Here is a 15,462-nt window from a genome sequence, read left to right as displayed (position 1 = left end):
ACGGCTCAGCCCATGACCACACTCGAAAGCCTGAGCACGGTCTCGATGACGAAGTCGTTCGGCGGCGTCACCGCGGTCGACGGCGCCACGGTCACTTTCCAGGAGGGCAAGGTCAACGGTCTGATCGGGCCGAACGGCTCGGGCAAGACCACCTTCTTCAACTGCGTGACCGGGATGATCAAACCCGACTCCGGAGAGGTGCGCTACCGAGGGCAGGCGATCACGCGCAAGTCGCCCGACCGCATCGCGCGCGCCGGCATCGGGCGCAGCTTCCAGCTGTGCCGGGTGTTCCCGCGCATGACGGTGATGGAGAACCTGCTCGTCGCGGTGCGCAGCACGAACATCCGTCAGCAGCTCCGTTCGGCGCACGATCCGGAGGAGCTCGAGCGGGCGCGCAACTGGCTTCGACGCGTCGGAATCGACCACCTCGAGCACGCCGAGGCGCGAAACCTCAGCTACGGGCAGCAGAAGCTCCTGGAGCTGGCAGGTGTGCTCATGGGGGAGCCCGACACGATCATGCTCGACGAACCCGCCGGAGGGGTGAACCCCGCGCTCATCGGCCGCATCGCCACGCTCGTGCGCGAGCTCAACGAAGAAGGCAAGACGTTCATCATCGTCGAGCACAACATGGAGATGGTCATGAGCCTGTGCGACCACGTCGTGGTCTTCGACCGCGGCCGCCAGATCGCCGAGGGAACCCCGGAGATCATCCAGCAAGACCCCCGAGTCCTGGAGGCCTACCTTGGAGTCTGAAGCGAAGAATCTGCTCGAGCTGCGCGACATCGAGGCCGGATACGGCCGTGCGGCCCTCGTGCTCCGCGGTCTCACGGTCGAGGTGCCGCCCGGGTCGGTGGTCTGTCTGGTCGGTCCGAACGGAGCGGGCAAGTCGACGGTGCTCAAGGTGGCCAGCGGCATGCTCAAGCCGCGGTCCGGAAGCATCCGCGTCGATGACCGCGACATCACCGGTGAAGGACCGCAGTCGATGCTGCGTCACGGGCTTGCACACGTCCTCCAGGGGCACAGTGTGTTCCGTGAGATGACGGTCGGCGAGAACGTGATGCTCGGTGCGTTCACGCTGAAGGACCAGACGGTCATCCAGGAGCGCATCGAGTTCGTCCAGAACCTGTTCCCGATCGTCGGGGAACGGTGGAAGCAGCTCGCGGGTCTCCTCTCCGGCGGTCAGCAGAAGCAGGTCGAGTTCGCACGCTCGCTCATGGTCAGCCCCAAGGTGGTGCTGCTCGACGAGCCGTCGATGGGACTCGATCCCAAGACCACGGAGAAGGTGTTCGAGCAGATCGTGCGGATGCGCGATGCCGGCACCGCCGTTCTGCTCGTCGAGCAGAACGCGCGGAGGGCGCTTGAGACCGCGGACATCGGTTGTGTCCTCGATCTCGGTCGCGTGCACATCTCCGGTCCGGCTTCCGAGCTTCTCGCAGATCCGACACTCGCCGCTCTGTACCTGGGCGGCAAGCCCTCGGTCACCGACGCGGGCTGAGGCCCTTCGTTCCTGCTCCTCCGCTGCAGTGCCGCCCCGGAGGAGACGCACGGCACTTATCGGCACGACACCGCACGACGATGACGTTGAGAGGTCTGTGATGCACGAACGAACCCTGCGACCGGCGAACCGCGAGACCCGAGCGGATGCGCCCCCGCGCTCCCGACGACTTCGAAGGTCTGCAGCCGTGGTGGCCGCGGCGACCGTGGTCGGAGCCCTGTTGACGGCGGTTCCTGCGGCCGCCGCGGAACCCTTCACCGAGCTGATCGACTTCGAGGCCTATGAACGGGTCGCATTGAACGGGCAGGACGGGTGGGTGGCCTCGACGGCCCCGCGCGTGGTCGCGGACCCGTTGAACGGCAACAACCAGGTCGTCGAATCCGTCGGCGGAGGGCAGCAGTCGTACCGGGAGATCCCCGCGATCGCGCAGGGAGAGACCGGCACGTTGTTCTTCCGGTTCCTGCGCACCGGGAGCGTGGACACCTCGTTCGGCCTCACCGATGTGGACGCGCCGAACGACTACGTGCACAGCCGGGCCTACGTGAACAATCAGAACGACGACATCCTTCGCGTGCGTGACGGCGGAGCGTTCAAATCTGCCGGTGTCTGGTCTCGTGACGCCTGGCAGTGCGTCTGGATCGTCGCCGACAATGCGACCGACAAGGTCACCGTCTACAGCCAGGGCGGTGCGTACGAAGAGAGGACCCGGCTGCCCGAAGGCACCGAGCAGCAGTTCGGCTTCCGTCAGGCGGTGAACGGCGCACTCGATCGATTCTTCTGGAAGAACGGCGCATCGAGCACAGGACGACTGCTGCTCGACGACGTGGCTGTCGACACCACGGGGGAGAACCTCGCGATCGCCACCGGGAACCCGGGTGACTGCGCACCCGGAGGCACCGCGACCGAACCCCTGCTCAACCCGCTCCCCGATCCCGCGCTCGCCGACCTCGGAATCGAGGTGACCGAGCTGGCGCAGCTGCCGGAGTCGCACACGACCCCGGCCACGCAGGACCAGCGCCTCGTGCGCCACAACCGGATCACGCACCTCGACGAGGTGCCCGACGGCTCCGGTCGGCTGATGGTGCCGGACAACAACGACATCCTGTACCTGGTCGACAAGGAGTCGGGCGAGTACGTTCCCTACCTCAACGTCCGCGACGAGTTCATCGACAATTTCCACAACAGCGCAGGCCTCGGCACCGGTCTGGGGTCGGCGGAGTTCCACCCCGACTTCGCCGAGAACGGGCTCTTCTACACGGTGCACACTGAGGGCGGGTCGGCTCTCACGGAGGACACTCCCGACTTCCCCGCCTTCGGGAACACCGCCTTCCACAGTGTGATCACCGAGTGGAAGGCCGACGACCCGTCTGCGGAGGCCTTCGCGGGCACGCACCGCGAGGTGATGAGGATCCCGTTCGCCGGTCGTGTCCACACCGTGCAGCAGATCGCCTTCAACCCGACCGTCTCGGCCGGTGACGCCGACTACGGCAACCTGTACGTGCTCGTGGGCGACGGCGGCAACGGGGTCGGCAACGGCAATCCGCAAGACCTCGCCACACCGCAGGGCAAGATCCTCCGGGTGGACCCGACCGGGGACGACAGCGCGAACGGCGAATACGGTGTGCCGACGGACAACCCGTTCGTCGACGAGTCGGATGCCCTTCCGGAGATCTTCGCCGTCGGCATGCGGGACCCCCACCGCATCAGCTGGGACCCCGAGGGCGACCACACGATGTACCTCGCCCACATCGGCGAATGGCAGGTCGAGTCGATCTACGCGGTCGAACCCGGGGACAACTTCGGTTGGTCTGTTCGCGAGGGATCCTTCGTGGCCGACAACCGGCAGATCTTCCCGCTTCCGGAGGACGATGCGGAGAACGGCTTCACCTATCCCGTCGCGGCCTACGATCACAATCGCGATCCCGGTCAGACCGGCGACGCGGGAGTGGCCGTGAACGGCGGATTCGTCTACCGCGGCGAGATCGCGGAGCTGCAGGGGCGCTACCTCTTCACCGATCTGGTGCGCGGGTGGGTGCTCTCCACCGATGCGGAGGAGATGATCCGCAACGACGGCGACATCGGTGACCTCGCCACGATCGAGGAGCTGCGGGTGTTCGCAGACGGCGAGGAGACGACGTTCCAGAACCTGGTCGGCGACAAGCGCGTCGATCTGCGATTCGGCTCCGACGCCGACGGCGAGCTCTACCTCGTGTCGAAGGCGAACGGGAAGATCTGGAAGGTCACCGGTGCGCGGACCGTCGACGAGCCCTCGTCACCGTTCGTGCTCCCGGCGCTCGCTCCGAACCTCGTCACGCACTACGACTTCGATCACCCCGATGCGGCGAAGCCGACCACCGAGACCGATCAGGGTCGCTCCGGTACCGACATCTCCCTGATCAACGGCGGAATCGAGATGCGGGTCGCCGATCGTGCCTATCCGGGCGCGGGCGAGGCGCTGCAGACGCAGCAGATGAGTCCGCGGACGGCGTCGAACGACGACTGGAAGGCGGGCATCTACGACGCCGACGGTGTCGAGTCGCTGGACAGGTTCGCCGGCACGGACAAGGCGTCCGTCATGGGCTGGTTCAAGCCCACCGGCGATCACCCGGCGCTGAACTCGGGCACGACGAATCCGGACGACGTGTACAACGCGATCGGTCTCGCGGGGGTGCTCACCGGAACGTCGGACGGACACGCGGTGCGCGCGTTGCTCGAGGTCATCACGGTCGGGGGCGAGCTCAAGCTCGTCGCGCTCGGGCGACGCGTCGACGGTGCCGGCTCGTGGACGTTCGCGGCCGATCTGCCCTGGAACGAGATTCTCAAGAAGGGGCAATGGGTGCACCTGGCGGCGACCTTCGACTTCGGCAAGGGCGAGATGAAGCTCTTCATGAACGGCGAGGAGCTCGCGGGGAAGTACACCGCAGCCAATCCGTGGGGTGAGGGCTCGACGTCCGACACCGCGCCTGCGGGCATCAAGATCGGCGGGAGCTTCCCGCAGAACACCAGAGAGGCCAATCCGTTCAACGGACGGATGGACGACATCATGCTGCTCGACACGGTGCCCACGGCCGAGCAGGTGGCCGCGCAGTATGCGCTGTACGACGTGCCGGAGGTCGAGCCTCCGACGCCGCCGACCTGCACGCCGGACGGCACCGTCATCACCGATGTGATGTCGCAGGATGACTGGGCGCCGAAGACCCCTGCCAAGTGGGACTTCCCCGGTGACCAGGTCATCCTCACGGAAGCGGGGACGAACCCGAACGACGGGATCCGCCGTCCGTTCGAGTACGCCGTGCTCACCGAGGGCCCGGAGCTCGGTTCGTTCGATCTCACCGGCCAGGTGCGCCTCGACGAGAAGGCGTCGGTCAACAACCGCGATGTGATCATCGTCTTCGGGTGGAAGTCCGACACGGAGTACTACTACGCGCACCTCTCGCAGGACAACTCCATCTATGCCCACAACGGCATCTTCAAGGTCAATGGTGCCGACCGCGAGCGGATCGACGACCAGTGGGATGGAACGGTCGGAGCGCCACCGGCTGTCACCGACGAGGAGTGGCACGAGGTGCGGCTGCTCCGATGCGCGGACAGCGGTGACATCGCCGTCTTCGTGGACGGGATCGACACACCGCTGATGACGGCGAACGACAAGACGTTCACCGAGGGGCGTGTGGGCTTCGGCTCATTCGACAACTTCGGACGCCTCCGCGATCTGTCGGTCACCATGGCGGCGACAGACACCACCGCGCCCACGGCGACCGTGAAGAGCGGCGCGACGTTCACCGTGGGGAGGGACGGCGTCTACAGCAAGGTGTCGTTCAAGCTCCACGATGACGGAAAGGTCGACCGGTTGACGCTCAACGGCGTCGAGAAGGATCTGACGAACAACGCCTGGTCCGATCTGAACGCGGTGGTGCCCGGCGCCTTCGGCGCGGTGGAAGGCGCGAACACGCTGGTCGTGTACGACGTCGCGGGCAACGCGACGACCGTCCGCTTCACCCTCGATGCGACGGCTCCCACGGCTACGGTCAAAGCGGGCGGCTCCTTCACGGTCGGTGCGAACGGCACGTACAGTCTGGTGTCGTTCAAGCTCCACGATGCCGGGAAGGTGGATCGCCTGACCCTCAACGGGGTGGCGAAGGATCTGACGGACAACGCGTGGTCCGATCTCAACGCCGTGAAGCCGGGTGCTTTCGGTGCGGTGGAAGGGGCGAACACGCTGGTCGTGTACGACGTCGCGGGCAACGCGACGACGGTCCGCTTCACCGTGACGGCCGGGTAGTCGCGTCGGCGGATGCGGGGTGCCGTTGTGGGATTCCCACCCAATCCCGGTAGAGGAGAGCGATGAGCGACGCGCAGCCTTTTCGTGCGCGGCCGGTGCGGAAGGCGTTGTCGTTCAGCGTGGGGGAGTGGGAGCGCGTGGAGCGTCAGATGATTGCGGCGGGTGGAGCTTGACCCGGACCTGTTATATATCGGTGAGTTTCGAGGGTGAATCGCGCGGAATGTCGCGGACTTAGAGGGTCGTCGGCACGTCTGTCCCCCAGATGGTGGACAGACATTCGGGGGACAGCCTGGTTTCGTTGGGGACGCGTCATCACACGCCGAGGACGTGGATGACCACACAAATTCGATGAAGAAGAGGTGGACAGTTGCCAGGCGGACCAAGATGAACATCACGCGGAAGCTGGCGGCGCTCTGCGTTGCGGTGACGACGGTGGCGAGTGTTGTCGCGTTCGCGGCCCCGGCGAATGCGACAGAATCGCAGCCCGATTCGATCGGCACCGAGTCGACGTTGACGACCGAGCAGGAATCCGAGCTGACCGCGCTCGTGGACGCATCCGACTTCAACACGACGACGTTCGATGCGTCCGTCGCTGCGTCGGCAGGCGTCGATGCGCAAGCGATCATGGACTACGGAACGGTGGATGCACGGGCAGGAGCGGCTACACCGGGTACTACACGGCCTTCTGGCAGATCGCATTGAGTTCCTGTCAGACGAGCTCGCTGATCCTGGCAATCCGTGGCGTTGGTGGAGGGACAGCCGCGATTGGTGGCCTTCTGTCCGCGATCGGCTTTCCCGGCGGAGCCATTGTCGCAGCTGTCGGTGTGCTGATCGTCGCGAACCCGTGGCCGCTGGACGTGTGCAAGGCCGCGAGCGGCAAGAACGCGATCTACGTCAACATCTTCGTCGTCGGCGGTACCGCATGCTGGGGGCAGTGACATGAGATTGAAAGAGAACCTCAGCGACATTCGCACCCGCTGGCTCACCCTCGGAACGCTCGCGTTCTCCGCCCTCGCCCTCATCGGAGTTGCCCTCGCGATCACCACGATCACCGTCAGCCAGGTATCGGGAACCACTTCCCAGACGACCCTCGCGACAGTGTTCATCCTGCTTGGAAGTATCGGTACCCTCATCGGTGCTCTCGCCCTCAACCATCGGTCAAAGATCACCCGCCGCTGACTCAGCGCGATCAAGCGACGATGAGGCACCTCACAGAATTGAGGTGCCTCATCGTCGCTTTGTGCTGATCATTGACACTGAGAAGCAGGTCGAACGAAAGTGGACCCCGGGACATCGCTGCACGCTATCCGACAGGAGACCAGCGAAGCGCACGGCACGCTGCGTGAGGCGGTCGCCGTCTGCTCAATGCTTCGCGGTCGTTCGCTACGGTCGCAGCCTCTGCGACGTGTCCCACTCCTCGCCGCTCGTCAAAGACTGCCTCTTCGAGCGCCTCGAACAGCTCTGCGGGTGTGGGAAGCTCAGTGGCCAAGGGCCTGACCGACAACGCGTGGTCCGATCTCAACGCCGTGAAGCCGGGTGCTTTCGGTGCGGTGGAAGGGGCGAACACCCTGGTCGTGTACGACGTCGCCGGCAACGCCACGATCCTGCGCTCCACCCTCACCGCAGGATGATCGCGTCGGCGGATGCGGGGTGCCCAGCGCCCCGCATCCGCGCGCTGCCGCAAGCTGGCTCCCATGTCCGCCCCAGCATCCCCTCGCTACCCTCGGGGTATGCGCCGTCTCCTCGTTCTGCCCCTCGTGCTCGCTGCCGGATTCCTCGTCGCCGGATGCTCGCAGGTCACGCAGCTGGCCGGCGATGCTCTCGGCGTCGACGTGCAGGCTACGTGCGCGACGATCGACGATGCCTACGGTCAGTACCAGGCGCTGCTCGAGCAGGGCGAGGTGTCGGCGGAGCAGGCGGATGCGGCGCGGGATCAACTGGTCGCGTCGCTCGACGGGCTCGCGGACGGTGTCGACGGGGCGCTGGGCGATGCCATCCGCTCCGGCGCCGAGAAGATCAGCGGGATGACCGATCTGCGGGCACCCGAGACCATCGAAGCGGTCGAGCAGCTCAAGGAGTCGGCGTCGGCGTTCTGCGGCTGAGCCGGATCGCGCCGGCGACCGTGGCGGCGACGAGCGCGCTGGAGCGGGCGCCGAGGTGGATGCCGTCGCGGTGGCTCGTCACGGTCCGGGCGGTGACCTCGAAGACGTCGATCAGGTCGATGCGGAGGTCGCTCGCCACGCGTCGCACCAGCGGGGCGACCTCGCTCGCGATGATCCGCTCATCGACGCCGCGGCGGTTCTCGAAGGCGACGGGTGGCGTCAGGAGGAACACGGTCGCTCCCCGTGTGCGGTAGCGTTCGGCGAAGTCGGCCAGCTCCGACGCGTATCGTTCCGGATTCCAGTTGTCGCCGCGCGCGTCGTTCGAGCCGAGCATGATGAGCACGATGTCGGGCTGGGACGCGAGCGATGCTGCGGCGTGCGGAGTCTCGTCGTACGGCCAGTCGCCGTCGCGTTGCAGGGTGCGCCGGTTCACGCCGTAGTTGAGCACCTGATACCGGTCGCCGAGGATCTGCTGGAGGCGGCCGGGGTACGCGCGCCGCGCACGGCCTCGGAACAGCACGCCCGCGCCGTAGGTGTTGCTGTCGCCGACGGCTGCGACTCGGATCCGGTCTTCTCTGAGGCGGGGGACCGGCGGATACATGATCCTTCGATACATCACAGCGATGGTGCCTGCCAGGAGGGCGACGCTCGCAGCGGCCGTGAGGATCCTCCGGCGCGCGTCGGAGAGCGCGGGACGGATCATCCGTCCATCCTCTCTCAATCCCCGCACCTGCGGGGGAAGGAGGGGAGACTGTCACTGAGTGCTGAGACGTGCAGAACAGGAGAGCGATGACGACCGTGTTCCCTCGTTCCGTCTCCGTCGTCATCCCGGTGCGCAACGACGCCTTCCTCCTGGAACAGTGTCTCCGCGCCCTGGCGCGGCAGACGCGCAGAGCCGATGAGGTCATCGTCGTCGACAACGGCAGTACGGATGACACCGTTGCGGTCGCCGAACGGCACGGAGCGCGCGTCGTGTCGGAACCCGTGCAGGGGATCCCTCGCGCCTCGTCGGCCGGCTATGACGCGGCGTCGTGCGACATCATCGCGCGCCTGGACGCTGATTCCCGCCCCGGACCGGACTGGATCGAGCGGATCGAGCGGACGTTCCGCGAACGCGACGACCTCGACTTCGTCACAGGCGACCCGCGCTTCTACGGCTCGACGCCGCTCGTGCACTGGGTGGGAGAACGCCTCTACATCGGTGGCATGTACGCCGCCCTCACTCCGCTGCTCGGACACGCGCCGCTCTTCGGCTCAAACATGGCCATGCGGGCCGAGACCTGGCGGATCCTGAGCGGTGAGGTGCACCGCGAGCCGCAGAACATCCACGACGACTTCGACCTGTCGTTCCACATCCGACCCGGGATGACCGTGCTGCGTGACCGTCGTCTCGTCGTCGAGGTCTCGGCGCGGCCGTTCCAGGACTGGGCTTCGCTTCGACGTCGGCTGAGCTACGTGCTTCCGACCGTGCGGCTGCATCTGCCGCAGGAGGCGCTGTATCGGCGACGGCAGGCCCGGCGGCGGGCGGAGGCGTCGGCGAGCGGCCGGTGAGTCAGCCGCGGGCGCGAGCGTACAGGTCGAGCAGATCCTCCGTCAGCTGGTGCGGAGTGGTCTCGCTCGGGCTGTGCCCTGTCGCATAAGCACGGAAATCGGCATCGATGTCGCGGGCGAACCGCTGGTGGGCGGCCAGCGGCCACAGGTCGTGCGCGCCAGCGACGACGAGTTTGGGCACCGGGAGTGCGCGCACGCTGCTGCGCAGGTCGGGCGTCGCCATCATCAGTCCGATGATCTCGTCGACGCTGCGCCTCCGTGTGAGGGCGAACCGGGATCGCACGAACTCGAGCCGCATGGGCGGCACCCGGTTCTTGTTCGTCACGATGCCCCAGATCATCAGGCCGGCGCCGCGCCGCGGGCTCGCGATCGGGGCGATCGGACCCAACCACTTCATGGTGGCGAAGACGTTGCCGGCGCCCGGGGGAGTCGTGAGAAGGGCGAGCGAGAGGACGAGCTCAGGGCGGCGGATCGCCACGGACTGCGCGATCGTGCCCGCGAACGAATAGCCCAGCAGATGGGCCGGGGCGCCTGCTTCGAGGAACGCGACGAGGTCGTCGATGAACAGCTCGTACGTGTAGGCCCGGTCCGCGCCGGCGGCATGCGACTCGTACTGGCCGGCGAGGTCGAAGGACTGCACGAAGTATCCGGCCTGTGCCAGAAGCGGCAGCATCAGCGTGAAATCCTCTTTGGATCCCGTCGCACCCGGCACCAGGACCGCACGAGGATGCGTCGGATCACCGAGCGACACGACGGCCAGCTCACCGCTCGGCGCCGAGAACCATGACCTCACTGAGCCGGCGGGCGGAATCGTCCAATCGATGTCACCGATCGCGGCATCGAGCGCGGCGGCGGATCCGGCTGCCCGCTCACTTCGCGAATCCGTCGACACGCTGACACGGTACTCCCGCGCTCCGGTGCGCGGGGGGAGCGCGCGCCGGGAGATGCGCGGGCCGGTCAGTGTGGCCGGTCCTGCTCCAGCATCATCCGGGCGAGGTCGCGGGCCGAGTCCCATGGTCGGTCGAAGGTCTCCATGCCGACCGTGACGATCGCCCCCTCGTAGAGCAGCATCATGGCCTGCGACATCTTCTCCGGGTTCGAGACGCCCGCTTCCTGGCACAGTTCGGCGAAGAGTTCGAGCAACCAGCTCTTCTGCCGAGCGACCTCGGGGAAGACGGGGTGGCCGTCATGGCCGTCACCGATCTCTGCGCGCGCGTTGATCGCGCTGCACCCCTTCGGGCTGTTGGCGTCCGACCAGGAGATCGCGGCGTCGAAGATGGCCAGGACGCGCTCCTGTCCCGGGTCCGGGACACGAGCGAGGTGCTCGGCGACGTGGGCGCGCCAGCGCGCATCGCGGTGTTGCAGGTAGGAGACGACCAGGACTTCTTTCGAACCGAACCGGTCGTAGAGCGTCTTCTTCGTGACGCCGGCGGCTTCCGCGATCGTGTCGACTCCGACGGCGTGGATGCCGCGTTCGTAGAAGAGCGCTGATGCGGCGTCGAGCACGCGGGTGGCACCCGGTGTGAGGGGAGCGAGCTCAGGGATGGGGACGGCCATGACACCGAGTATACCAACCTGTATAGTCGAGCAGATGAGTAAACAGATCGGTATCCTTCACATCGGTGTGACGGTCGCGGCCTCCGTGGCGTTCGTCGTGACCTGGAGCTCCGGCTTCCTCGTGCCCGCGCTCGCCGCGGTGGAAATCTCGCCGTTGACACTGCTGGTGTGGAGGTTCGTGCCTCTCGCTGTGATCCTGTTGGCCGTGGTCGGGTTCACCGGTGCGGCACGGGGTGTCTCCGCGGCCGACGTGAGGCGTCAGGCGCTCATCGGCCTGTTCGCCCAGTTCGGCTATTGCGTCGCCGTCTACGGAGCGATCGCCTCCGGTGTCGCTACCGGTACCACTGCCCTGATCGATGCCGTGCAGCCGCTCATCGTCGCGGTCCTCGTCGGCCCACTGCTCGGGTTGAGGGTGCGCGCGGCGCAGTGGGCCGGACTCCTGGTCGGCGCGGTCGGGGTCCTCCTGATCGTGCGCTCGCAGCTTGACGACTCCGTCGCGCATCCGGCCGCGCTTCTGTGGCCTGCGACGGCGATGGCCTGCCTCATCATCGGCACGTTCCTCCAGCGTCGGTCCCGACCACGGACGGGCACCCTCGTCACCTTGACCATCCACGTGACGGTCACTGCCGCGTTGCTCGTGCCGGTCGCTGCGGCTTTCGAGGCGCTCGCACCGCCGTCATCCGCCTCTTTCTGGCTCGCCGCCGGATTCGCGGCCGTGTTCCCGACACTTGCGGCGTACGGCCTGTACTGGTGGCTGCTACGTCGAGTCGGCATCACGGCGCTGAACGCCCTGCTCTTCCTGATCGCGCCGACGACGGCACTCGCGGGTGCCGTCCTTCTCGGTGAGCCGCTGACGATCGTGACGCTCCTCGGCTTCCTCCTCTGCGCGGTGGGCGTGGCGGCGGTGCTCGTCGGCGAGGCTCGGCCCGCAGGTGCTGTCGATCACGGGTCCGTCCGGGTGAGAATGCGGCCGAGGCGTGGAGCTGGCGAGGCTGCGCGCTAGCATCGGAGTCCTTCATTGCGACGGCGCAGCGCTCGGCGGAGGTCGCGGCCGCCGTGGACCGACACCCGGAGCGGTTCCGAGTGCTCACGGGGGAGCGGCCGACCGGACCGCTGCACCTGGGCCACTACTTCGGGACGATACGGGAGCGCGTCCGGCTGCAACAAGCCGGAGTCGAGACGTTTCTCGTGCTCGCCGACTACCAGGTCATCACCGACCGCGATACGACGGACAACGTCCGTGAGAACGTTCACGGTGCCGTGCTCGACTACCTCGCCGCCGGAATCGACCCGGAGCGCACCACGATCTTCACGCACTCCTCGATCCCTGCTCTGAATCAGCTGCTGCTGCCGTTCCTCAGTCTCGTCACAGAGGCGGAACTGCACAGGAACCCGACGGTCAAGTCGGAGTACGCGGCGTCCGGTCGCGCGCTGAGCGGGCTGCTGCTGACGTATCCGGTGCACCAGGCGGCCGACATCCTCTTCTGCAAGGGCAACCTCGTTCCGGTCGGGAAGGACAACCTGCCGCACGTCGAGATGACCCGGGTGATCGCCCGACGGTTCAACGAGCGCTACGGCGAGCTCTTCCCTGTGCCGGATGCGCTCGTCACGGCGACACCGGAGGTGCCCGGGTTGGACGGACGGAAGATGTCGAAGAGCTACGGCAACGCGATCTCCCTCTCGATGACGCCGGAGGAGACCGTCGCGGCGATCCGCCGAACCCGGACGGACCAGGAACGACGGATCACGTTCGATCCCGAAGCGCGTCCCGGTGTCTCCGCACTGCTGACGACGGCTGCCCTGTGCCTGGATGTCACGCCCGCCGAGCTCGCGGACGACGTCGGTGACGCGGGAAGCAACGCGCTGAAGACCGTGACCGCCGCGGCGGTGAACGACTTCCTGGCGCCGATGCGTGAGCGCCGGCGGAGTCTTGCGGCAGACGGCGAGCTGGTGCGCTCGGTCCTGCGCTGCGGGAACGAGCGTGCGAATGCGGAGGCGGAAACGACGTTGGACGAGGTGCGCGAGGCAATGGGGACCGTGTACTGCTGAGGCGTCGAGCCCCGAGCCCCAGCGGTGAGCTCGCCATACGCCTTTAGTTGCACTTTGGCAACTAAAGGCGTATGGTTGACCTCGATCAACTTTCTACGCAGGAGCGTTTCCCCTTGACAGATACTTCATCCGCACCCGAAGCCGTGCGCTCGGCACGCGAAGTCTTCACCGCGATCTCCGGGCTCGTCGTCGGCATGTTCGTCGCCGTGCTCTCCGGCACGGTCGTGTCGACCTCGATGCCGGTCATCATCGCCGACCTCGGCGGCACGCAGTCGCAGTACACCTGGGTGATCACGGCGAGCCTGCTGGCGACCGCGGTCTCGACCCCGATCTGGGGCAAGCTGGCCGACCTGGTCGACCGCAAGGTGCTCGTCCAGATCTCCCTCATCCTCTTCACCGTCGGCACCGTGATCGCCGGATTCTCGACCGACACGAACATGCTCATCGCCGTCCGCGTCGTCCAGGGAATCGGCGTCGGCGGCCTGATGTCGCTGGTCATGATCGCGGTGGCTCTCATCATCTCCCCGCGTGAGCGCGGCAAGTACATGGGCGTCGTCGGCGGCATCATGGCCCTCGGCACCATCGGCGGCCCGCTGCTCGGCGGACTCCTCACCGACGTGTGGGGCTGGCGCTCCAACTTCTTCGTCGGCGTGCCCTTCGCGATCCTGGCCCTCGTGCTGCTGCAGTTCACCCTGCACCTGCCCAAGCCGCAGCGCGACTCGAAGGTGTCGATCGACTACTTCGGCATCGTCCTGCTCGCGGTCGGCGTCTCGACCCTCCTCATCTGGGTCTCGATGGGCGGCAACCAGTTCGACTGGGACTCCTCGACCAGCATCATGCTCGCCGTCACGGCCGGCGTCGCCATCGCCGCATTCATCACGGTCGAGTTCTTCGTCAAGGAACCGATCGTGCCGATGTCGCTGTTCCGCAATCGCACCTTCACGCTGTCTGTCGTCGCGTCGATCGCGATCGGCGTCTCGATGTTCGCCACGTCGGTGTTCCTCGCGCAGTACTTCCAGCTCGCTCGGGGCGCCACGCCCACCGAGTCGGGTCTCATGACCATCCCCATGATCATCGGTCAGATGGGCGCCTCGATCATCATCGGCCAGCTCGTGAGCCGGTTCGGCAAGTGGAAGGGCTGGATGCTGACCGGTTCGGTCCTCGCGACCGTGGGCGTCAGCCTGATGTCCACGCTGCGCTATGACACCCCGTTCCCGCTGGTCGCCGTGTACATGTTCGTCCTCGGTGCCGGACTCGGCATGGTCATGCAGAACCTCACGCTCATCGTGCAGAACGACACCGCCCCGCAGCAGCTGGGGGCCGCCTCGTCGAACGTGAACTTCTTCCGCACGATCGCGGGCACCATCGGCGTGACCGTGATGGGGTCGCTCCTGTCCACCAGCGTCGGCACGTACGTCACGGACGGGCTCTCCGGCTTCACGCCGACCTCGCAGGAAGAGGTCGACGCCTTGAAGCACCTCGCCTCGGGTGACGTCCCGAAGGTCGGGCAGCTGCCGGACACGATCCGCTCGATCGTCGAGAGCGCCTACGGTCATGGCATCGCCGACGCCTTCATCGTCGCGATTCCGCTCGCCGTGATCGCCATCATCGCCATCGCGTTCATCAAGAACAAGCCGCTGTCGACGAAGAACGCCGCGGAGCAGATGCTCGAGCAGGCGGAGGAGTCGGTGATCGAGGTCTCCGAGGCTGAGGTCGGCGCCTCGCTCTCGACCGGAGCCATCCGGATCGACGGTGGGGAGTCCGCGACTCCGAAGACCGGTTCGGTGGGAGTGCTCGAACGCGAAGATCGGGACCAGGAGCGCTGACATGTCGTCCCCGGGAGCGGTCGCCTCGACGGATGTCGACAGTGCGCTCGGCGACCTGCAAGCGCATCTGAACCTCATCTTCGCGCGGACCAGGTCGCTGTGGAAGGAATCTGCCGCTCGGGTCCACCCCGAGCTGCAGGTCGCCGGCTACAAGCTGCTGACGTTCATCGATCGAGCGGGTACGGCCAATGCCCACGAGCTCGCAGACCGGTTCGAGATGGACAAGTCGGTCATCAGTCGCCAGGTGCGGATGCTGGAGGAGCTGGCGCTTCTGGAGTCACGACCGGATGAGCGCGACGGACGACTCCGGGTGCTGACGGTCACGGCAGGTGCGGGTGCGGCGCTCGCGGAGGTCCGCCGCGAGTACGGCTCCCGCCTCCAAGCCGTGATCGATGAGCTCACTCCCGAGGAGATCCGAGCCGCGTCCAAGGTCTTCCGGCTGCTCGCAGAGGTGTGAGGCGAAGTCCCGCTGTCACGATCGACAGCGGGGCTTCGTCTCACACTGGCGTTCTCGTGCAGTCCGTGGCGGGGGCTCGCGGCCCGTACCCGACATCGACGGTCACATCCAGATCCGATATGCCCGTGGCGAGCTTCACCTTG

Annotated in this window: 16 protein-coding genes; 13 read left to right on the top strand and 3 right to left on the bottom strand. The window is 66.7% G+C overall.

Annotated features, from left to right (window positions below; genetic code table 11):
* The first annotated feature begins 12 nt into the window (after positions 1-12).
* The 8 genes from LRQ07_RS14625 (at position 13) to LRQ07_RS14590 (ending at position 7,879) form a co-directional block, all read left to right on the top strand.
* A complete protein-coding gene (locus LRQ07_RS14625; protein ID WP_131492331.1) occupies positions 13-753 on the top strand; it encodes an ABC transporter ATP-binding protein in 741 nt (246 codons plus the stop codon).
* The gene (locus tag LRQ07_RS14620; protein WP_131492300.1) at positions 743-1,495 is read left to right on the top strand and encodes an ABC transporter ATP-binding protein; all 753 of its coding nucleotides are present in this window, start codon (positions 743-745) and stop codon (positions 1,493-1,495) included. Before LRQ07_RS14625 ends, LRQ07_RS14620 begins: the two co-directional genes overlap by 11 nt.
* 100 nt (positions 1,496-1,595) lie before the next feature.
* On the top strand, positions 1,596-5,777 hold the full coding sequence (locus tag LRQ07_RS14615; RefSeq protein ID WP_256535041.1) for a PQQ-dependent sugar dehydrogenase: 4,182 nt from the start codon (positions 1,596-1,598) through the stop codon (positions 5,775-5,777).
* Positions 5,778-6,161: 384 nt separating this feature from the next.
* Entirely contained in the window at positions 6,162-6,479 is a 318-nt protein-coding gene (locus tag LRQ07_RS14610) for a hypothetical protein (RefSeq protein WP_256535040.1), read from the top strand.
* Entirely contained in the window at positions 6,476-6,715 is a 240-nt protein-coding gene (locus tag LRQ07_RS14605; RefSeq protein WP_256535039.1) for a hypothetical protein, read from the top strand. Before LRQ07_RS14610 ends, LRQ07_RS14605 begins: the two co-directional genes overlap by 4 nt.
* 1 nt (position 6,716) lies before the next feature.
* Positions 6,717-6,956, top strand: a complete 240-nt coding sequence (locus tag LRQ07_RS14600; protein ID WP_256535038.1) for a hypothetical protein — start codon at positions 6,717-6,719, stop codon at positions 6,954-6,956.
* 302 nt (positions 6,957-7,258) lie between these two features.
* Positions 7,259-7,408, top strand: a complete 150-nt coding sequence (locus LRQ07_RS14595; RefSeq protein ID WP_256535037.1) for a hypothetical protein — start codon at positions 7,259-7,261, stop codon at positions 7,406-7,408.
* A gap of 99 nt (positions 7,409-7,507) precedes the next feature.
* On the top strand, positions 7,508-7,879 hold the full coding sequence (locus LRQ07_RS14590; RefSeq protein WP_047524437.1) for a hypothetical protein: 372 nt from the start codon (positions 7,508-7,510) through the stop codon (positions 7,877-7,879).
* Here LRQ07_RS14590 and LRQ07_RS14585 read toward each other — a convergent pair.
* On the bottom strand, positions 7,848-8,582 hold the full coding sequence (locus LRQ07_RS14585; RefSeq protein ID WP_256535036.1) for a GDSL-type esterase/lipase family protein: 735 nt from the start codon (positions 8,580-8,582) through the stop codon (positions 7,848-7,850). The two genes, LRQ07_RS14590 and LRQ07_RS14585, sit on opposite strands and share 32 nt — an antisense overlap.
* Before the next feature lie 86 nt (positions 8,583-8,668).
* Between LRQ07_RS14585 and LRQ07_RS14580 the strand changes: the two genes are divergently transcribed.
* Positions 8,669-9,430 carry a glycosyltransferase family 2 protein gene (locus tag LRQ07_RS14580; RefSeq protein ID WP_256535035.1) on the top strand — a complete coding sequence of 254 codons (762 nt, stop codon included), beginning with the start codon at positions 8,669-8,671 and terminating at the stop codon, positions 9,428-9,430.
* A gap of 1 nt (position 9,431) precedes the next feature.
* Here LRQ07_RS14580 and LRQ07_RS14575 read toward each other — a convergent pair whose 3' ends face one another.
* The gene (locus tag LRQ07_RS14575; protein ID WP_256535034.1) at positions 9,432-10,322 is read right to left on the bottom strand and encodes an alpha/beta fold hydrolase; all 891 of its coding nucleotides are present in this window, start codon (positions 10,320-10,322) and stop codon (positions 9,432-9,434) included.
* 65 nt (positions 10,323-10,387) lie between these two features.
* Positions 10,388-10,987, bottom strand: coding sequence for a TetR/AcrR family transcriptional regulator (locus tag LRQ07_RS14570; protein WP_256535033.1), 600 nt, complete (start codon positions 10,985-10,987; stop codon positions 10,388-10,390).
* Between the two features lie 34 nt (positions 10,988-11,021).
* On the opposite strand from LRQ07_RS14570, the gene LRQ07_RS14565 reads away from it, so the two are divergent.
* From LRQ07_RS14565 to LRQ07_RS14550, 4 genes are all read left to right on the top strand, one after another.
* The gene (locus tag LRQ07_RS14565) at positions 11,022-11,990 is read left to right on the top strand and encodes a DMT family transporter (protein ID WP_256535032.1); all 969 of its coding nucleotides are present in this window, start codon (positions 11,022-11,024) and stop codon (positions 11,988-11,990) included.
* 14 nt (positions 11,991-12,004) lie between these two features.
* Positions 12,005-13,036, top strand: coding sequence for a tryptophan--tRNA ligase (trpS, locus tag LRQ07_RS14560; protein ID WP_256536445.1), 1,032 nt, complete (start codon positions 12,005-12,007; stop codon positions 13,034-13,036).
* Positions 13,037-13,149: 113 nt separating this feature from the next.
* Positions 13,150-14,862, top strand: a complete 1,713-nt coding sequence (locus tag LRQ07_RS14555; protein ID WP_256535031.1) for an MDR family MFS transporter — start codon at positions 13,150-13,152, stop codon at positions 14,860-14,862.
* 1 nt (position 14,863) lies between these two features.
* A complete protein-coding gene (locus tag LRQ07_RS14550) occupies positions 14,864-15,319 on the top strand; it encodes a MarR family winged helix-turn-helix transcriptional regulator (RefSeq protein ID WP_047524442.1) in 456 nt (151 codons plus the stop codon).
* Positions 15,320-15,462: the final 143 nt, after the last annotated feature.

Source organism: Microbacterium sp. J1-1 (assembly GCF_024498615.1).
GTDB lineage: Bacteria > Actinomycetota > Actinomycetes > Actinomycetales > Microbacteriaceae > Microbacterium > Microbacterium aurugineum.
This window is presented reverse-complemented; position numbering and strand designations above follow the sequence as displayed.